This is a genomic window from Runella salmonicolor, from assembly GCF_024158025.1.
GTDB lineage: Bacteria > Bacteroidota > Bacteroidia > Cytophagales > Spirosomataceae > Runella > Runella salmonicolor.
The window spans coordinates 107,044-125,525 of the sequence record NZ_JAMZEL010000004.1 but is presented as its reverse complement, the minus strand read 5'-3'; the positions used below and the strand labels follow the sequence as shown (position 1 = coordinate 125,525).

Below are 18,482 nucleotides of genomic sequence, written 5' to 3'. Positions count from 1 at the left end.
ATTTAATGAGTAAATGATGCAAAGAAAGGAAAGTTTAACGGGATTTTTGATTTTTCTGCCGAGTTGTTAAACTACCTATGGCGTTTGTGCGTTATTTTTATGCACTATCTATACATTACGACTCGCATTCTGTAAAAGTAACATGGAAAATCCAATCCAAAATGATCGCCGCACCGTACGGTTGCCGATTTTATTGAGTATTACGTTAGCCGCTGGGGTATTTCTGGGTGCTACGTTTTTTGGGGGAAGCAAAGGAATCACTGACGTAGCCCGAGGCTATACCAAATTTAAAGAAGTTCTTCAACTGATTGATAATAACTACGTTGATACGGTCAACACCGACGAGTTGGTGGATTATTCTATCACTAAAATGCTCGAAAAGCTCGACCCGCACACCTATTATTTCAACCCCAAAGATGCCGTTGCGGCTCGTTCTCAACTAGAAAGTGGGTTTGACGGAATCGGTATTGAATTCAACTTGTACAAAGACACCGTGTATGTGGTTTCTCCACTCGTAGGCGGCCCTTCTGAAGCGGCGGGTATTCAAAGTGGCGATAAGATTTTGAAAGTCAATAACGAAGTCTTTACTGGAACAAAGGTTGATAATGCTTTTATTTTTTCTAAGTTGCGCGGACCACGCGGCAGCGAAGTTAAAATCGAGATTTTACGCAGAGGTGTTCCTAAACCATTGGCTTTTCAACTGAAACGAGACCGAATTCCCACTTATTCGGTAGACGCTTCCTATATGATTGATAAAGAAACAGGATATGTTAAAGTGACCCGTTTTTCTGAATCCACCTACGACGAGTTTAAAAACGCCATAAGCAGCCTCAAGAACCAAGGAATGAAAAAACTACTGTTGGATTTGAGAGGCAATCCAGGCGGCTACATGGACCGTGCCACCAACATGGTAGACGAATTGATTTCGGGCGACAAAATGATTGTTTATACCGACGGCAAAGATGACCGGTATGACCGCCAAACCCGCACCAAGAACGTAGGTATGTTTGAGAACGGAAGCGTAGTAGTCCTCATTGACGAAGGAAGTGCTTCTGCCTCTGAAATTGTGGCAGGGGCATTGCAAGACCACGACCGCGCCTTGATTGTGGGTCGACGCTCGTTTGGAAAAGGGTTGGTGCAAATGCCCGTCAATTTATCGGATGGCTCGGAGTTGCGTTTGACCATTTCCCGTTATTTCACCCCGAGCGGTCGCAGTATCCAAAAACCTTACACCCACGGTGATGTAGAAAGTTACGAAAAAGACATCAAAAATCGTTTTTCACACGGAGAGCTTTTCGTGGCTGACAGTATCAAAAACAATCCCAAACTCCAGTTTCGTACGGATGCAGGGCGGGTCGTTTATGGCGGCGGCGGAATCACCCCCGATGTGTTTGTACCTCGCGATACCAGCATGATGACGCCGTATTTGTACGAATTGTTTGGCAAAAACATCGTTCGCGATTATGCCGTACGATACGTGGGCGAAAATAAAAAGCAGTTGGAAAAACTCACCTTTGCCGACTACCTTAAAACCTTCACCCCGAGTGAGGCAGATATGGAGATTATACTTCGGAATGCCAACAACGACGATATTAAGTTTAACGAACAACAATACAAACGCTCAAAGCCTTATATCCGTACTTATTTGAAAGCGATGATTGGTCGTTATGCCTACCAAAAACGCGATAAAGCGGGCTTAAATAATGAATTTTACCAAGTAATGTCCGACTTAGACGAAGGCTATAAAAAAGCAGTAACCCTTTTTGACGAAGCCGAAAAACTGTCGCGCATGAGTGTAAGCTTAAAAGACGGCAAAAAGTAAGTTTGCGAATCCTCAGGTTATTGTAGATTTTTGTTAGAAGTTCTCTAATAAAATCCGCAATAACCTATTTTTTTGCCCATGCTCGCCAAATCTGTCAACTTTTCCCGCACAACAATTACGGAATTAATGATTCCTTCGTACGCCAACTTCGGGGGTAAAATCCACGGAGGAATTTTGTTATCACTCATGGACAAAGTGGCTTATGTGTGCGCCTCCAAGCACGCAGGCACGTACGTAGTGACGGTGTCGGTCGAAGGCGTAAACTTTCTCCAACCCATCGAAGTAGGGCAATTAGTCTCACTCCACGCCTCCATCAATTACGTAGGTCGTAGTTCGATGGTAGTGGGTATCAGGGTGATTGCGGAAGATGTTAGAACAGGGGTTCAAAAACATACCAATACCTCCTATTTTACCATGGTAGCCAAGGACGACGAAGGAAAGCCCACCGAAGTACCTCCGCTCAGCCTCGAAACCAAAGAAGATACGCGTCGGTTTCTGGAAGCTATCAAACGCAAAGAATTGAAAACCACCTACGCGGGTGAATTCGACAATGAGAAAACACGGATGAAATTGGAGGAGAATTTGCATCTGCTCAAAAATGAGCGATGTATTGTTAGCGAAGAAGTTCAAAGTTCATAAATCAAGGGTTATACTTCCGCGCGACGGCCTGTTCTCAAGCTGGGTTTATGGTGTGTCGGGTTGCTCACAACCCGACTTGTTAATCTACAAAGGTTGCGCCTCCGCAGCGGCGTTCCGTTCCGAGGCTTTTTTGAATTTTTATACTTGTTTGTTTATATTTTCTACAAAAGTTAGGCTTCTCCGAAGCTGGATTTGGCCGAAAATAGAAAACCCGTCGCTGCTAACGACGGGTTTTCCTATGCTTAAAACGACTTCTGTTTTATAAACTAACCCGGAAACTCGGCATTTTTATTTTGCGTAGGCTACGGAGCGCATTTCACGGATTACCGTTACTTTGATTTGGCCAGGGTACTGCATTTCTTTCTCAATTTTTTGAGAAATATCAAACGAAAGCTTACCCGCGGTATCATCATTGACGGTATCCGAATTGACAATCACGCGCAACTCACGCCCCGCCTGAATGGCATAACATTTATCAACGCCTGGGAAGTTGGTAGCTAACGCTTCCAAATCCTTCAAACGCTGAATATATGACTCCATCATCTCGCGACGAGCGCCTGGGCGCGACCCCGAAATAGCATCACACACCTGAATAATGGGCGACATCATACTCGTCATCTCAATTTCATCGTGGTGAGCACCGATGGCGTTGCATACTTCTGGATTCTCTTTGTATTTTTTCGCCAACTCCATCCCCAGAATTGCGTGCGGCAGCTCTGATTCTTCGGGCCATACTTTTCCAATATCGTGCAGTAACCCAGCACGTTTGGCGAGTTTGGCATTTAACCCCAACTCTGATGCCATCGTAGCACAAAGCCGCGCTACTTCGCGCGAGTGTTGGAGGAGGTTTTGGCCATACGACGAACGGAAGCGCATCCGTCCAATCATTTTTACCAATTCAGGGTGCAAACCATGAACCCCCAAATCAATGACGGTACGCTCGCCGATTTCAACGATTTCGTCGTCAATATTTTTCTTTGTTTTTGAAACCACTTCTTCAATACGCGCTGGGTGAATACGTCCATCCTGCACCAAACGGTGCAGCGACAAGCGGGCTATTTCGCGACGAACGGGGTCAAAACCTGAAATAACGATTGCTTCAGGAGTATCATCAACGATGATTTCACAACCCGTAGCCGCTTCCAGCGCCCGAATATTGCGTCCTTCCCGGCCAATGATTTTTCCTTTTACATCATCGCTTTCAATGTTGAATACCGAAACTGTATTTTCGATGGCGTGCTCAGAAGCGGTGCGTTGAATGGTTTCGATTACGATTTTCTTGGCTTCTTTGGTGGCCGTCAATTTGGCCTCATCAATCGTATTTTTGATGTATGCCGAGGCTTGCGACTGGGCATCGGCTTGAAGGGCTTCTACCAATTGCTGCTTGGCCTGCTCGGCGGTCAGATTGGCGATTCGCTCCAATTGTTCGACTTGTGAGCGATGCATTTTTTCGGCTTCATCACGGCGTTTTGTAGCCACCTCGGTTTGTTGTTCGAGGTTTTTCTTAAGAGCTTCCAACTCGTTCTCACGACGTTTGTTTTGTTCCGTCATTTGGTTGAGTTGCTGCTCACGTTGCTTGATTTTCTGCTCGTTTTGAAGAATAATCTGCTTCTTTTTATTTGTGTCGTCTTCAAACTCTGATTTCAACCTCAAATATTTTTCTTTTGCTTCAAGAATGCGGTCTTTCTTGATGTTTTCGGCGGTAATTTCCGCATTTTTAAGGATTTCGGCGGCGCGCTGTTGGGCGTCTTCTTCGGTTTTCTTGGTTGTCTTTTTAATAACGAAGTAGACAATTACTGCACCCACAACCGCCGAAACGGCAGCGTCGAGTAAAAACAATAATATATCGGGCATCTGTGTCTGTGTTTATAGGTTCAACATATATTCCCTAAACGCAGCCTTGAGTGTACCGAACCTATCCCTTTTTGAACGTATTGGAAGAGACCAAAAGGATTAGTTTTGGCCCGATGGATTGAAGTGTCTTTGTAGGTAGTCTAAGTGTTTAAATACTGTTGACTGTATGACTTCTAAATCGTTATCTCCTTTTAGGCGAGCTACCATCGAGTCAAGGCAAACCATTGCCAAAACCTTCTGAATATCCCCTTCTTTTTTCATTCGAAGTTCTACCTGTGCATCAACTTTCTTGGCTGCTTCTCTCATAAAAGACTCATCTTCGTCTGAGTCAGCCCAGACTTCGTAAGATTTATCGGCAATCTTTACTCTTACGATTCGCCTTTTTTTTATGGTTTCCATTGCGTCTGGGTCACAACGTGTGTAACAAAGTGATGGTTTCTTCTACGTATCGAATGTATTCGTCCAATTTGGTGTTCAGTTCCGTAATCGCGTCTACGTTTTTCGGGTTTTTTACAATTATAGACAATTGTTTGAAATTATTTAACTTTTCTTTCAAAGAAAGTTCTTTTTCTCGCAATTGTTTATTTTCCGTTTTTAAGATTTTATTTTCTTGGCGTTCAAATTTTAACTCTTCGTTTTGTTTGTCATAACGCTTTTGAAGGACTTCAAAGCGTGACTTTAGCTCGCTGTGCGCCGCTTTTTCGTGGGCGTAAGCCGCTTGCAACGCACTAACACTTCTTTCAACAAACAGAAATTGAAAATTCAGCTCGTCTAAAAGTCTATCGTCTTCGAAGGTTACAAGTTTCATGCCGCGTTATGTTATCCTGTAAAACTTCAACCTTGGACATTAAAAACGAACACTCTTCTAACGTCCAAGGTCACCCATCTGGTATCTGTTATTTACGTATTACTGCATTTAAATCTTTTTCAAAGGCCATCATTAATTTCTGCATGGTTTTGTCAATGACTTTGTCGGTCAGGGTTTGGGTCTCATCCTGAAGCGTGAGGCTTACCGAATACGACTTTTTATCTGCTCCGATATTTTCTCCTTCATACACATCAAACACGTTGATGTTGGTCAACAACTCTCGCTCATATTTATGGGCTGTCTGACGAATTTGTTCAAAAGTGACGGCTTTATCCAACACCAACGACAAATCACGACGTACTTCTGGAAACTTAGAAACTTCCGTAAAACGCACTTTATCGTTGTATTGTTTCAACAAATAGGCCCAATCAAAATCGGCGTAAAAAACAGGTTGTTTGATATCGGCGATTTTGGTCAGCTTCGCTTTTACCTGTCCAAAACTAACGACGGGCTTCTTTTTAATGGTATAAGACAGGCCATACTCAAAAATTGTTTTGTCTTGAATTTCCTGCTTCTCTACCTGCGCCACCCGAAAGGCATTCAAAACCAAATGTACCATCCCTGCCAAATCGTGAAAAGCCAGTTTTTGGTCTTTGGCCAACCAGCTTTCGGCCCGTTGATGCCCCGCCATCAATAAAACCAAGTGCGAAAGTTCCTTGTACTTCGATTCGGGCATCTTGTGATACGTTTTTCCAAATTCACATATTCTTAAATCACGCTGACGGCGGTTCAGGTTATAAGCCAATGACTCCAATCCCGAAAACAACATCGTCTGCCGCATCACCGAGAGGTCTTCGCTCAAAGGGTTGAGCATTACCACATCTTCTCCAGGCAAACTCGCCCGAACTGCATCGTTGTACATGGGTTTTGTCAACGAATTTGACATGGTTTCGTTAAATCCATTGGCGGCTAAAAGGTTAGCAATGCGCAATTTCTGTTTGTCAGGGTCGACAATTGGGAAGCCCGACAGGAAATCAGTGGCTAAGTTTTCGGAAAGCTCTATGTTGTCGAATCCATAAATCCGCAGGATTTCTTCAATGACATCCGCTTCGCGCGTCACATCCACGCGATAAGGGGCCACAGAAGCCAAAAATCCTTCGGGTGTTTCGTCTTGAATTTCAATGTCGAGGCTGGTTAAAATCTGCTTAATCAGCGCGCGGTCTAGTACTTTGCCAATGAGTCTATCGACATTTTTGTACTTAACTTTCACTGCATGATTGGGAATCGGATTGGGATAAATATCCACAATTTCCGACGATACTTGTCCGCCAGCTACCTCCTGAATCAACAGCGCCGCACGCTTGAGTGCATAGACGGGCATATTGGGGTCAGTTCCGCGCTCGAAGCGGAAAGAGGCGTCGGTTTTCAGGCCGTGAAAAGTACCAGTCTTGCGAATTGAAGCGGGAGAAAAATAAGCAGCTTCCAGAAAAATATCCGTCGTTTGCTCCGAAACACCCGACTTAGTGCCGCCAAAAACACCTCCGATACACATAGGTTCTTCGGCGTTACAAATCATCAAATCTCGGTCCGACAGCTTGCGCTCTACGCCGTCAAGGGTCACGAAAGGCGTACCAGCAGGGAGCGTTTTTACGATTACTTTGTTGCCGATGATTTTGGCCGCATCAAAAGCGTGCAATGGTTGTCCGAGTTCGTGGCAAATGTAGTTGGTAATATCCACCACGTTGTTAATCGGCCGCACACCTACCGCCTGCAATTTTTCTTTCAACCAATCAGGTGACTCAGTCACGGTCAAGCCCGAAATCGTCAGCCCTGCATAACGCGGGCAGGCTTCGGAGTTTTCAACACTTACTTCGATAGGCGAGGTTGTAGTTGAAACGGTAAAGTTTTCAACTGCGGGCATTTTGAGTTCTCGATTCAGCACCGCTTTCAAGTCGCGGGCCACGCCAAGGTGAGAGGCCGCATCAGCGCGGTTGGGCGTCAGCCCGATTTCAATGACGTAATCGGGCAATAAGCCGAAGTATTCCGCCGCCGACGTGCCATTGGGTAAATCAGTATCCAATACCATGATGCCCGCGTGTGAGGTACCCAAGCCGATTTCGTCTTCAGCACAAATCATTCCTTCGGAAGGGTGGCCATACACTTTGCGCTTCGCAATGGTAAAAGGCTCCCCGCCAGTCGGATGAATCGTGGCTCCCACGGTGGCTACGACTACTTTCTGACCCGCAGCTACGTTGGCCGCTCCACACACGATATTGGATGGCACATCCGCGCCAATATCTACCGTAGTAAGGTGCAATGTTTTTTCTTTGACGGTAAAAGGTTCGCACGTAAGCACCTCTCCAATCACGATGCCCTCCAATCCTCCTTCCACGCGTTGGACCGGGTCGATGCCTTCCACTTCGAGACCAGTGGCGGTCAACAATTTACCGACTTCTTCGGCAGACTCCTGAATATCAATAAGTTCTTTAAGCCAGTTATAGGAAATTTTCATTGAGAATTTGTTAATCGTTATACTAGTCTGCCGTTATCGGGCAACGTTTTTCAACCAACGTCCAACCAATAACCAGCAACTTTTGCCCAAAGGCACCGCAAAATTAGGGGATTTTAGGGAAAAGCATTGAAATACTACGCTTCCAATGGAGGTAAGTTTTTCCAAATCCAGAAGATATTCAGGACAGCGGTCTCATTCTTCAACTTTACTCATTCTTCTCATAAATCTTCTCTCCCGCTTCCACACGTACGGGCAAGGTATTCTCTTTGGGCGGAATGGGGCAGGCGTAAGTAGGGTTGTAAGCGCAGTAGGGATTATAGGCGACGTTGAAGTCGAGGGTAAGTTTACCGTCGGTTATATCGTCGGTTTTAAAATCTAAATAACGCCCGCCACCGTAGGTTTCTTGCGGGGCCGTGGCATCGCGAAAGAGGATTGAAAGGCCTTTCTCATGTTTATAAATGAGCAGGCGATACACGTTCAGCTCGGCCGCCTTGCTTGCATCAGGCAATGTAAATTCAGCAAAACCGTATTTTTCGTAGGTGGTGGTGCTGCCGTCGGTCATGGGTACGGCTACTTGCTTATCCTGAGCTTGGTAAGGAATAATAGTAGCCACCACTTTGTAGGCAGGGTTGGGGGCGAAATAATTAAGACCTTTAAAAGCCGCTTTGTCGCCAATCGGAGAAGTATCGGAATCTTGGTAAAACTTATCTTTTTCTTTGCGGTCTTTCTCCAACTGCGCCACATAATCGGCATCCGAAACCGTTGTTTCTTCCCCAAAAAAAGTATAGCCAATCACCCCGATGATAACGATGGCAATCAGCAACTGTAAAAATTTATTTTTCAACATAGCTTTCCAGATTTAGTGCTAAAAGTGAAGGGGTTAGAAGTTAAGTCAATACCTAACACCTAACCCCTTTACGCTTACATTTATGATTATAGAATTGCTTTTTCCAAGGTTGTTTTTACGCTGGTGTTCATCATTTCCGCCAAATACTCCGTCACGGTTTCGGCAAAACCAGGGAGCTTGGTCAAATCGGTATCCCAAAGTTTGGTATTGCTCAATACGGCTTGCACAAATGCAGGTACGGTTTCGACCGTCACGCCCTGCCATTGTTCGTAGAAATACGCCGCTTGTTCGTCGTTGATGACGTAAAACTCTTCCCCACGTTGACCGAAATAATGCTCATTTTGTTGCTTAACAGCCCGCATAAACAGCAAATAGGCTGCAAAGCCAATCGTAAACAACTTAGGCGCTTTATTGAATTGCTGATAATAACGACGAATGGTGGCTACATTGCGCGCGTTCATTTTCGACGATTGCTGAAGCGTAATCCCGATGAGTTTTTGCTGAATAAATGGGTTACGGTAACGATTCAGAATATCCCCCGCAAACACTTTCAGCTCGTCCATTTGCTCCTCAAACGGCAACGTCGGGACTATTTCGTCGTAGATAATCTTTTCGTAATATTTCGACATAGCGGGGTCGTTCATGCACTGAAACGTGATGTCAAACCCGCTTAAATAACCCAAAGGAGCCGCCGCGCTGTGGCTTCCGTTTAGGATACGTAATTTGCGCTCGCGGTAATAAGAAATATCTTCGTCGACAATGACATTTTCGCTGATTTGCTCAAAAGAAAGGGCTTTCTTCACGCGCTCATCTCCTTCAATCGCCCACAACAGATAAGGCTCAGCTACCGTCAAAAGCGCATCTTCATAGCCGATTTTCTCCTGCAACGCCGCAAACGTGGCCGCGTCGGGCTTACCTGGCACAATCCTGTCTACCAATGAGTTACAGAATTTAACGTGGTATTTAAGCCATTTATTAAACAGTTTCCCCAGCTCATTATAGACCGAAATTTTTTCTACGCACTCACGGAGTTTGAGACCGTTATCGGTAATCAATTCAGTAGGAACTACCACCAACCCTTTGTCTTTTTTGCCTCCGTAAGTACGAAAACGCTCATACAAAAACGCGGTCAACTTGGCAGGAAATGATTGCGGTGGGCTCTGGAAAATGCTCTCCTCTACGTACTGAATGCCTACCTCAGTGGTATTTGAAATAATCACTTCCAAATGCGGATTACGCGCCACCTGTAGGATGCTCTGCCAACTGTCCTGCGCCGAAATGACCCGACTGATAGACGTAACGGCCGTGGCCTCGTCGATGGTTTGGCCTTCATTGTCCACCCCACGTACGCAAACCGTGTAGAGGCCATCCTGCTCGGCAAAATCATCGGCCGAACCGGCGGTAGATTTCACCACTACAATTCGTCCGTTGAAAATATGTTGCTTGTTTGCTTTATCAATCAGGTAGTCGCAAAGCCCTCTCAGAAGCACTCCTGTTCCAAATTGCAATACTTTTACGGGCAAATCAAAGGTATATTGAGTTTCGCTATCAATGACTTGTTTAGATAATTTCGGCATAGCTAATGGTATATTTAACAGTTTGGCAGGTCAAAAATGTTTGTATTGGCAAACCTAATAAATTTTGCGCAAAACTTATCTTTGTAGCGACCAAAGCCGTCAAAACTCTAATAGATTTTATTCATTCCGTGGATTTTAGGCCATCTAGTCAAGTCTAAATTTCATAGAATCGAACCGCTAAAATCATTCTTATGAACAATTACATCCTTTACGACGATGCTGCCGTCCGTCCGCATCTGTTGCCGTTTACTTTCACGCGTCCTGTGTCAGAAATCCGCTGCGGCATCCTGACATTGACCGAAAAGTGGACGCATTTTCTTCATGCCAAACCCTCTTTTTTGACCGAGCCTTATCTTCAGCATAAATTCCCGTTTGTTGCCACCAACGACAATATTTTCCTCAACGGTGCCGTCTGCGCAACCGCTTCCATCGCAACGGCCGTTGGCCAATTAAAAGCGGGGGAAGCATTGATTGCCCTCGAAAACGACCAAGTCATTGCCTACCGTTCACCGTTTGAAGTAGTAAACCCCGTGAGCGAGTTGAAAACGGTTCTTTTTTCCGAACCTATTGTTACCATTAAACGTCTTTGGGATATTTATGGCGAAAACGGTCCACAAATCAAAGCAGATTTTGTGGCTCTTACCCAAGGCAGAGTCAGTGAGCCGTTGGCAGACCCTTTTACGCACGTCTACGCCCCAGAAAATGTATTTTTGGAAGAAGGTGCCAAGGTACGAGCTTCCATTCTGAATGCCGAAAATGGGCCGATTTACATCGGAAAGAATGCGACCGTCAACGAAGGCAGCGTTATTATGGGGCCGTTTGCGTTGGGCGAGGGCTCTGCCGTCAATTGGGGCGCTAAAATGCGGATGAATACCAGCGTGGGGCCGCATTGCAAAATTGGCGGCGAGGTCAGCAACTCGGTACTTTTTGGTTTCAGCAACAAAGGTCACGACGGCTTTTTGGGGAATTCTGTTTTGGGAGAGTGGTGTAACTTAGGGGCGAATTGCAACAATTCCAACCTCAAAAATGATTATACCAACGTGAAGCTTTACAGCTACGCCACCGAAACCTTGGAAGACACAAACCGTCTGTTTTGTGGCCTCTTTATGGGCGATTTTACCAAAGCAGGCATCAGTACTCTGTTCAACACTGGTACGGTGGTGGGCGTGAATACCAACGTTTTCGGCGCAGGCTTTCAACCCAAGCATATTACGTCTTTTTCGTGGGGCGGCGCGGCCGAAGGCTTCACGGAATACCGCATCGAAAAAGCCCTCAAAGTAGCCTATGAGACCGTTAGCCGACGGGGCGAAGCCTTCGGAGAAATAGAGGAAGAGATTTTAAAGCACGTATTTGAGCTAAGTCGGGGCAACAATCAGAAGTGAGGAGCGAGGAATGCCAAGTCAGAATGGGCAATTATTAATTTTGAACATCAAAAGTCAAAGCAATGAATAAGCGAAATAAAGCAATTTTATCATTCTGTAAGAATCTGTATTGCATCGTTCTCCCAGCAATCAGTTTTTTTCCACCACGCCTCCAACGTCTTTTATTATTGCTTTGGCTCATCGTCTTCAGTGCATTGTTCATTCCTTCGTCATACGCCCAAACCGACACCCTAACGGTGCGTGGAAAAATAGAAAATCTCACGGTGAGGCTGTACCGCCAAGCACCCGAGATTACGGTAGCCCGGGTCAATATTTTACAATCTAACCAAGAAATAGTACGTGCCGCCCAACTCCAACCCGATGGAAGTTTTGAGTTGAAAATGCCACTGGTGTATCCGTTGGAAGAATGTTATGTAACTTATGCCAACGTAGTAATGCCTTTTTTGGGCGAAAAAGGCACGGTGGAAATCACCCTCAACGGCGACTCTCTGACCAAAAGCGAGGTTCCTATCCGTTTTGGGGGCGCTCACGCAGCTACCAATAATCGACACGCTCATTTTTATGCCGCTTTTAATAAGTGGCTCAAAGCTAATCCCGAAAAGCCCATCAAAGCAGCGACTGGCTTTCACTTTTGGGAAAAAGTGGCCCAAGAGCGCGACCGTAAAATTTCTTTTTATCGCAACTTCCAAACCGTCAAAGATACGCTGCTTGACAAATGGGTGATTTCGTCGCTCAACGACGCCGCCAAAGCCAGATTTTACAGTTATTTATCGCAGGAAAAACAAAAACTCGCGTTGGCTATATCCGCATCGACCGAATTGGACACTAGCCGTTTTTTTACGTTTGCCAAAGCCGACAGTTACCGCCAATTCACCAATTACGCCTTAGCTACCACGCCCGATCTTCCCGAATCGTCTTTGCCCGTCAATACCTTGGCACGTTTGATTTTACAGTATGTTCCCAATATTTCGACCGCCGACAGCCTAAAATTGGTGGGGTATGTGCAAGGAGAAACGGCCAAAATGCGGGAGTTGCGGTGGCTTAGCAATCTGTTTAATCAAAAAGAAGATACACTTCGGCTTATTGCTGCGTTTGAATTGTACACCCGCAAATTCGGTGCCGCACATTCAGCCAAAGAGTTGGACTACTTAAATGCGGTATTTTACGCAGAAAACACCAATAATTTTACGCTAAAAAACACGACCCTCTGGTACAATCACCTGCGTCCTGGGCTCAAAAACCCGTATTATGTGCGCTCTCTGGACGAACTTCACCACATCGCCAATCTGGATTCAGCATTGATTCGTACCTCCGAACCCAAAATGAGTGATGCCACCTTGAATAACCCGCTAGAAGTGGTATCGGGGGTACTATTGGCCAATAACACTTCATCATCTGACGAAACGTTATTGTGGGACCAACTCAAACAAAAATTTAAAGGGAAAAAAGTGTATTTTATCTTTTGGACCAACGATGAATGGGGACGCCGCGTATTGGCCGAAGCCAACGCCTTGCGGGCAAGCCTGCCACCCAACAGCGTCGAATTTGTGTACGTATCAGAGTACAAAACGAGCGACAATGTATGGCTCGAAGCCGCCATCAAAAGTAGAAGCAGGGGTTTGCACCTTAAATTGGACGAATCACAAAACGATTATTTTGTGGACGAATGGGCCATCACTCAGGTGCCTTATGCAGTTTTGATGGATGCCAACGGCAAATACATCCGTCGCGGCGCGCCCCTGCCCGCCGACCGTGAAGGCTGGAGCAAAATTTGGAATAAGGTTTTTAACTGATCTTATTTGGCAAAACGACTGTTGAGCATCGGGTATACAATCACGGCCAGCAGTATCACCACCGAGCCTGCATAAAATCCCGCCGTCATGCGCTCATTGAGGATAAAATACGCCAGCACCATGCCGTAGACTGGCTCCAGATTGATGGTTAGATTGAGCGTAAAAGGAGAGACTTTTCGGAGTAAATGCACCCCTGCCGAGTAAGCATACACCGTACACACCAAAGCTAAAATGACGAGCCAGAGCCAATCAGCCGATTGAGGAATCATTTCCTGGGTGGTCAGCCCGCTTGTAAAAGCTACGCCCGCCAAACCTATCAACATGGCGATGGTGGCGCCGTTCATTTCGTAAAAGGTAATCAGAAGCGCATTGTGTCGGCGCGCAAAACGGCTGTTGGCAATGGTAAAAAGAGCCGCCAAAAACGCCGAAACCAGCGCTAAACCCAAGCCTAACGACTGGTCTACCTCAAACCGAAAAATGAGGTAAAGCCCTACAATCACCAACAAACTCAGCAAAATCTCCAGCGGCCGCACCCGCCGCCGCGCAAACAACGGCTCCAACAATGAAGTAAAAAGCGACGTGGTAGACATTCCAGCCAAACACACCGACGCACTCGACACGTGCGCCGAGCCAAAGAACGTCAGCCAATGCAGCCCCATGATAGCCCCCACGCCGAGCATGGCCCAACGGTCGTTGGCTGGTACGCGCTTCCATTCTTTCCACAACCACAGCACCACCGCCAAACCAACGGCCGCCAGCAGCGTGCGAAAAAACGTGAGACTAATACGCGAAAGTTGCGGATTAATCAGTTTCCCCAAAATGGCCGTAAAGCCCCAGATAAGTACTAAAAAATGCAAATGCAGGTAATCGGCAAAGGTGGGTTTGGGCAGCGGAGAATTCATACGGGAGGTTGATTACGAAAAAGCAAAAATAGGCATTTTGTGTTTACATTATCTTAGCCTTTGCGAAGAACACAAGAAGCACAAAACACACAAAATATGTCTTTTAAGTCTGGATTTTTTGTGACAAAAACAAAAAAATCTAATTCGTGAAACATCTGACAATCGGCCATAGCAGTGTCATTTCACGGTCAAATAGTTAGGTTTCACCGTTATTTGGCCACTTTTTTCATTATTTTATTTTGGAATCACTATTTTCTGTTCTAGTTTTATGGGCACGGTGCTACGTTATGGGAAACTATAGATAAAGTTACATTTATAGAACCCAATGCCATAAAACATGTCTTTAATTCTCTCTCAAAAACTGTTGGCACTTGCGTACCAACAGCCCCGCATCAAGCCTGAAAACGTTCAATCATTGGCCGGTCTTACCTCACAAGAGGTCATTGTTCTGATTCACTTAGCCGACGACCTCACCGCCGTTGAGATTGCCAAAGCCATGCGTATCAAACCCAAAAGTATAGCCAACTACAAAGAGCGCATTGCCGACAAGCTATATCTTGGTGGTTGCCGGGCATTGCGACGCTTCGCTATCCAACACCAAGAGTTTTTACACCTACTCAAAAAGGAAGTAATGAAATAGCCCTCTATTTTGAGGGAATTATACCTCATTCTTTGAGGTAGTTTTGCTCTATTTTGATAATGGTTGAGCCGCTATGTTTGTGGTGTTGAAGCGCAACGACAAATATTAAAGAAAATGTTCAACCTTAAAATTCAACAAAAATGAAATCTTTTCCTTTTATTTATTTTCTACTATTTTTATTTATCTTTTCCTGTCAAAACGATTCTTCAATTGAAAATGAGAATTTTGTAATTGAACAGTATAAGATACAAATGTCTAAAGACCCGTTAGTATTTACTCTTATTGATCGTCAAATTGATTTTTCAGTACAAGTATCCTATATTTATGAAGACATTCCAAAAAATCAATGGGGAGGTATGCTGACTGAACTAAACGAAAAAAAAAGCAATGACGATATTTTATTTCTTCTAAAAAAGAGAAATATACAGACTAATGCTGACTTTCAAGAATCTTTAACTGCATTAAATACTGCCCAAATCTCTGTCATGAAGAAATATAATAATTTACCAAACCTATCTGATGAAGTCAGAAATGAAATATGGAAACATTGTATTACTTCTTACGGAGATCGTTTTAAAACTGCAAAATCAACCGATTGTTGTGGAAGTATGAGAGGTCATTTATGGGGTTGTATAGGCGGATCAACTGTAATTTTAGGTTTTAGTTGGTTAACAGGTTTGGCAGTACCTGCATTAAGAGGTGCAGGTTGGGCCAACGACTGCATTAGAAAAGCCGAACAAACTTATGGAGGTTGTTGTCATTAATTTAAACACTTAATACCATGACACAAACAGAATTGAAACAAAAACACCAAGAACTTAAGAAAAACAAGCAAACCCTCGTTAGGGATGTTATCTACGTAGTAGTTGGTAACATCGTAGGTGTTTGGTTAATCGGCGGCATTGAGGCTTTTGCTATGAAAAAAACATGGGTAATTTTGTTCTTTCTATTAGGTTTATGTCTGCAATTATTTTTGGCATACAGAGTCTTCACAAATCATAATGCTAATAAAAAGAATCAAATAGCGATGATAGTCTGTTCCATCATTGCTACAGCCTTTGTGCTTATTTTTTACCTAAAGATTGGGTAGTAGTATTTTTATTTACATTTATACACAAACAACATTTAAGTTTGCCTGTAATATCAAATTATAGGCAAACTTATTGCAATTTTAGACCCAATGAAACCCGTAATTCACCCTATAATAACGCTTGTTTTTTTATGTACCGGTGGAGTGTTGACTTTTGTTTGTCTAACCAATCCCAATTCGTTCAATAATTCTTATTTGAGATATTTTTTTTTATTTATAGGCATAGCCTGTGTTTTAATGGGAGTATTTTTGGAATACCTTAATTGGTTAACATATACGCCGCTTGTAAAAAAAACAGCTATTTGGATTCTTGTATTTTTGGTGCCTTTTTATGCGTTTTTATTTTATTACGTACTTAGCGAAAACTAGGATGAGACTTTATATTTTAGTAGCCATTGTTGTGTGTAGTTTACATAACGGGTATGCCCAGGGCCGTTTTGTCAGCAAAGGGGATGGGCAACCCGCTTTAGAAACAAAATTTTCGGGCGTTGAAGGAACACCTTACTGGAACGACTCCTTTGTGGAAGGAGAAACCAAGTCACGGCAAAATGGGAAGTGGTATCGGTACCCCAAAGCAAGATTTGATGCCTACAAAAATGAGTTTGAGTACGAGCAGCCTTCTACGGCCAAACTACTCCGATTGGATGCCGCACAAATTTCTGAATTTAAACTCAATCAAGCCACTTTTCGGTGCGGATTCCCCCCAATCGGCGAGCAAGGTCCGCGTCATTTCTACCAAGTTCTGTATGATAAGCACACGAAGTTGTTGAAAAATATTCAAACCAAAATGATCTCCGAAACTGAATTTGGGTCAGTCGTAAAATCATCAAAATTTGTCCGGGAAGAAGAGCTATACCTCGTAAAAGAGGGACAAATAAGTCCTATCAAACGAAAAAAATCGGCGGTTTTGGAGGCATTAAGTGACAAAGCGTCGATGATTTCGGAATTTGTTAAATCTAATCGTTTGGATTATTCCGTCGAAAGTGATTTAATAAAAATCCTTGAATTTTATGATCAGGAAACTCCCATAAAATAGGATAAGAAGGGCTTTTTCAAAAATACTAAGCCCCCTCCCCAAAAAATAAAGTCTCCTTTCTCACTCCCGACTTCTCCCTACTTTTGTATTCGTCTTGGGTGCCTAATGTCTACTTCGTAGGGGGCTTTGAAGGCTTAAAAGGAAATTCTGTGCAGAACGGAAACTGCCCCGCAACTGTAATTTTAGTTTTAACCTGATAAAATAATGAGATTGATAATCACGCTTTTACTGTCTTACTTTTTCTCCTCTACTTTGGCTCAAACCTGCGAGAAAACCCAAATAAAAGACCCGATTCTCATTGATGCCATTGGTGAGTTTATTATTAACTGTAATAAAGTCAATCAGATGTATAAAGATATGGGCGTTATATACATAGGCATAAATCCCGATAGTGGTAAAGCAGAGAAAAGAATTAGCTTATGGGCAGGCTTGACCGATAGCTTTAAAGAAAATCCACCCCAACACTATGCCCATCTTTTTGGGAAAATTATATTGATTCATCAATTTAATGAAAAAAGCGCAATGATTAAAAACGAAGTCCCCCCCGAACAACTGGAAGCTTTGTTGAATGAGGTTGGTGATCGGGTATTTATTAAACAACAAAGAAGGGGACGGTGGGTGGAAACCTATAATGCCGATGGAAGTTTAAAAAAAAGAAGCTTTCAGCAAATCATATCGGGCGGAGGCTCCCCTACAAGTATTACTCTTTTAATCAACAAAAAAACGGGAGAAGTAAGAAAGTTGAAATCTGTTTGAAGATGAGCGTAAATGAATCAAGCAAAGCCACTTTTTTGTTTGTGGCTTCGCTTTTTTGTTTAAAAACTGATGCGTAACACACGTAAGTGTGTCTTGGGATGATAGGCAATATCTTTAATTCGCTAACAAAATGAAGCCAATGAAACTTTACATCACGATTTTACTTTCCTACTTTTTCTCGTCTGCTCTGGCTCAAACCTGCGAGAAAACCCAAATAAAAGACCCTATTCTCATTGACGCTATTGGGGAGTTTATTATTAATTGTAATAAAGCCAATGAAATGTACAAGAGCATGGGAGTTATACACATGGGCATAAATCCCGATAGTGGTAAAGCAGAGAAAAGAATTAGCTTATGGGCAAGCTTGACCGATAGCTTTAAAGAAAATCCACCCCAACACTATGCCCATCTTTTTGGGAAAATTATATTGATTCATCAATTTAATGAAAAAAGCGCAATGATTAAAAACGAAGTCCCCCCCGAACAACTGGAAGCTTTGTTGAATGAGGTTGGTGATCGGGTATTTATTAAACAACAAAGAAGAGGACGGTGGGTAGAGACTTACCATAGAGATGGGAGTTTAAAAAGAAGAAACTACCAAATAGGTATATCAATGGGAGGTGGGCCTACAAGTATTACCCTTTTAATCGATAAAAAAACGGGAGAAGTAAGAAAGTTGAAATCTGTTTGAAGATTATCGTAAATGAATCAAGCAAAGCCACTTTTTTGTTTGTGGCTTTGCTTTTTTGTTTAAAAAAATATCCTTACTCCTCATGCGTATGTCTTGGGATGATAGGCAATATCTTTAATTCGCTCACAAAATG

17 protein-coding genes are annotated in these 18,482 nt (G+C 43.7%); 10 read left to right on the top strand and 7 right to left on the bottom strand.

Features of this window, described 5'->3' with window-relative positions:
* The first annotated feature begins 142 nt into the window (after positions 1 to 142).
* Both NCI00_RS12050 and NCI00_RS12045 read left to right on the top strand, forming a co-directional pair.
* A complete protein-coding gene (locus NCI00_RS12050; protein ID WP_253527816.1) occupies positions 143 to 1,822 on the top strand; it encodes a S41 family peptidase in 1,680 nt (559 codons plus the stop codon).
* 78 nt (positions 1,823 to 1,900) lie between these two features.
* On the top strand, positions 1,901 to 2,461 hold the full coding sequence (locus tag NCI00_RS12045; RefSeq protein WP_253527814.1) for an acyl-CoA thioesterase: 561 nt from the start codon (positions 1,901 to 1,903) through the stop codon (positions 2,459 to 2,461).
* 288 nt (positions 2,462 to 2,749) lie between these two features.
* Here NCI00_RS12045 and rny read toward each other — a convergent pair whose 3' ends face one another.
* The 6 genes from rny to NCI00_RS12015 all read right to left on the bottom strand — a co-directional run bounded on the left by rny (position 2,750) and on the right by NCI00_RS12015 (position 10,059).
* Positions 2,750 to 4,315, bottom strand: coding sequence for a ribonuclease Y (gene rny / locus NCI00_RS12040; protein WP_114461637.1), 1,566 nt, complete (start codon positions 4,313 to 4,315; stop codon positions 2,750 to 2,752).
* A 99-nt stretch (positions 4,316 to 4,414) separates the two neighbouring features.
* Positions 4,415 to 4,714 carry a cell division protein ZapA gene (zapA, locus tag NCI00_RS12035; protein ID WP_114461638.1) on the bottom strand — a complete coding sequence of 100 codons (300 nt, stop codon included), beginning with the start codon at positions 4,712 to 4,714 and terminating at the stop codon, positions 4,415 to 4,417.
* Positions 4,715 to 4,724: 10 nt separating this feature from the next.
* On the bottom strand, positions 4,725 to 5,123 hold the full coding sequence (locus tag NCI00_RS12030; protein ID WP_253527811.1) for a hypothetical protein: 399 nt from the start codon (positions 5,121 to 5,123) through the stop codon (positions 4,725 to 4,727).
* Positions 5,124 to 5,211: 88 nt separating this feature from the next.
* Positions 5,212 to 7,635 carry a phenylalanine--tRNA ligase subunit beta gene (gene pheT, locus NCI00_RS12025; protein WP_253527809.1) on the bottom strand — a complete coding sequence of 808 codons (2,424 nt, stop codon included), beginning with the start codon at positions 7,633 to 7,635 and terminating at the stop codon, positions 5,212 to 5,214.
* 205 nt (positions 7,636 to 7,840) lie between these two features.
* A complete protein-coding gene (locus NCI00_RS12020) occupies positions 7,841 to 8,482 on the bottom strand; it encodes a DUF1684 domain-containing protein (protein ID WP_253527807.1) in 642 nt (213 codons plus the stop codon).
* Between the two features lie 86 nt (positions 8,483 to 8,568).
* Positions 8,569 to 10,059 carry a tagaturonate reductase gene (locus tag NCI00_RS12015; RefSeq protein ID WP_253527804.1) on the bottom strand — a complete coding sequence of 497 codons (1,491 nt, stop codon included), beginning with the start codon at positions 10,057 to 10,059 and terminating at the stop codon, positions 8,569 to 8,571.
* Positions 10,060 to 10,250: 191 nt separating this feature from the next.
* Between NCI00_RS12015 and NCI00_RS12010 the strand changes: the two genes are divergently transcribed.
* Both NCI00_RS12010 and NCI00_RS12005 read left to right on the top strand, forming a co-directional pair.
* The gene (locus tag NCI00_RS12010) at positions 10,251 to 11,441 is read left to right on the top strand and encodes a putative sugar nucleotidyl transferase (RefSeq protein WP_253527803.1); all 1,191 of its coding nucleotides are present in this window, start codon (positions 10,251 to 10,253) and stop codon (positions 11,439 to 11,441) included.
* Between the two features lie 62 nt (positions 11,442 to 11,503).
* Positions 11,504 to 13,234 (top strand): TlpA family protein disulfide reductase, encoded by a 1,731-nt coding sequence (locus NCI00_RS12005; protein ID WP_253527801.1) that lies wholly within the window; start codon positions 11,504 to 11,506, stop codon positions 13,232 to 13,234.
* A 2-nt stretch (positions 13,235 to 13,236) separates the two neighbouring features.
* Here NCI00_RS12005 and NCI00_RS12000 read toward each other — a convergent pair whose 3' ends face one another.
* Complete coding sequence (locus NCI00_RS12000; protein ID WP_253527799.1) at positions 13,237 to 14,136, bottom strand: DMT family transporter; 900 nt, start codon at positions 14,134 to 14,136, stop codon at positions 13,237 to 13,239.
* A gap of 337 nt (positions 14,137 to 14,473) precedes the next feature.
* Here NCI00_RS12000 and NCI00_RS11995 point away from each other — a divergent pair, with 337 nt between their 5' ends.
* The 6 genes from NCI00_RS11995 to NCI00_RS11970 all read left to right on the top strand — a co-directional run bounded on the left by NCI00_RS11995 (position 14,474) and on the right by NCI00_RS11970 (position 18,349).
* Entirely contained in the window at positions 14,474 to 14,776 is a 303-nt protein-coding gene (locus NCI00_RS11995; RefSeq protein ID WP_253527797.1) for a LuxR C-terminal-related transcriptional regulator, read from the top strand.
* 140 nt (positions 14,777 to 14,916) lie between these two features.
* The gene (locus tag NCI00_RS11990) at positions 14,917 to 15,540 is read left to right on the top strand and encodes a hypothetical protein (RefSeq protein ID WP_253527795.1); all 624 of its coding nucleotides are present in this window, start codon (positions 14,917 to 14,919) and stop codon (positions 15,538 to 15,540) included.
* Positions 15,541 to 15,557: 17 nt separating this feature from the next.
* On the top strand, positions 15,558 to 15,866 hold the full coding sequence (locus tag NCI00_RS11985; RefSeq protein WP_253527793.1) for a hypothetical protein: 309 nt from the start codon (positions 15,558 to 15,560) through the stop codon (positions 15,864 to 15,866).
* 370 nt (positions 15,867 to 16,236) lie between these two features.
* Complete coding sequence (locus NCI00_RS11980; RefSeq protein ID WP_253527790.1) at positions 16,237 to 16,902, top strand: hypothetical protein; 666 nt, start codon at positions 16,237 to 16,239, stop codon at positions 16,900 to 16,902.
* Positions 16,903 to 17,106: 204 nt separating this feature from the next.
* A complete protein-coding gene (locus tag NCI00_RS11975; protein ID WP_253527786.1) occupies positions 17,107 to 17,658 on the top strand; it encodes a hypothetical protein in 552 nt (183 codons plus the stop codon).
* 139 nt (positions 17,659 to 17,797) lie between these two features.
* A complete protein-coding gene (locus NCI00_RS11970; RefSeq protein ID WP_253527784.1) occupies positions 17,798 to 18,349 on the top strand; it encodes a hypothetical protein in 552 nt (183 codons plus the stop codon).
* Positions 18,350 to 18,482: the final 133 nt, after the last annotated feature.

Bases quoted from the DNA above. Each gene is read 5' to 3' on its own strand.
- NCI00_RS12050 (WP_253527816.1), top strand. From the start codon at position 143: ATGGAAAATCCAATCCAAAATGATCGCCGCACCGTACGGTTGCCGATT.
- NCI00_RS12045 (WP_253527814.1), top strand. From the start codon at position 1,901: ATGCTCGCCAAATCTGTCAACTTTTCCCGCACAACAATTACGGAATTA.
- rny (WP_114461637.1), bottom strand. From the start codon at position 4,315: ATGCCCGATATATTATTGTTTTTACTCGACGCTGCCGTTTCGGCGGTT.
- zapA (WP_114461638.1), bottom strand. From the start codon at position 4,714: ATGGAAACCATAAAAAAAAGGCGAATCGTAAGAGTAAAGATTGCCGAT.
- NCI00_RS12030 (WP_253527811.1), bottom strand. From the start codon at position 5,123: ATGAAACTTGTAACCTTCGAAGACGATAGACTTTTAGACGAGCTGAAT.
- pheT (WP_253527809.1), bottom strand. From the start codon at position 7,635: ATGAAAATTTCCTATAACTGGCTTAAAGAACTTATTGATATTCAGGAG.
- NCI00_RS12020 (WP_253527807.1), bottom strand. From the start codon at position 8,482: ATGTTGAAAAATAAATTTTTACAGTTGCTGATTGCCATCGTTATCATC.
- NCI00_RS12015 (WP_253527804.1), bottom strand. From the start codon at position 10,059: ATGCCGAAATTATCTAAACAAGTCATTGATAGCGAAACTCAATATACC.
- NCI00_RS12010 (WP_253527803.1), top strand. From the start codon at position 10,251: ATGAACAATTACATCCTTTACGACGATGCTGCCGTCCGTCCGCATCTG.
- NCI00_RS12005 (WP_253527801.1), top strand. From the start codon at position 11,504: ATGAATAAGCGAAATAAAGCAATTTTATCATTCTGTAAGAATCTGTAT.
- NCI00_RS12000 (WP_253527799.1), bottom strand. From the start codon at position 14,136: ATGAATTCTCCGCTGCCCAAACCCACCTTTGCCGATTACCTGCATTTG.
- NCI00_RS11995 (WP_253527797.1), top strand. From the start codon at position 14,474: ATGTCTTTAATTCTCTCTCAAAAACTGTTGGCACTTGCGTACCAACAG.
- NCI00_RS11990 (WP_253527795.1), top strand. From the start codon at position 14,917: ATGAAATCTTTTCCTTTTATTTATTTTCTACTATTTTTATTTATCTTT.
- NCI00_RS11985 (WP_253527793.1), top strand. From the start codon at position 15,558: ATGACACAAACAGAATTGAAACAAAAACACCAAGAACTTAAGAAAAAC.
- NCI00_RS11980 (WP_253527790.1), top strand. From the start codon at position 16,237: ATGAGACTTTATATTTTAGTAGCCATTGTTGTGTGTAGTTTACATAAC.
- NCI00_RS11975 (WP_253527786.1), top strand. From the start codon at position 17,107: ATGAGATTGATAATCACGCTTTTACTGTCTTACTTTTTCTCCTCTACT.
- NCI00_RS11970 (WP_253527784.1), top strand. From the start codon at position 17,798: ATGAAACTTTACATCACGATTTTACTTTCCTACTTTTTCTCGTCTGCT.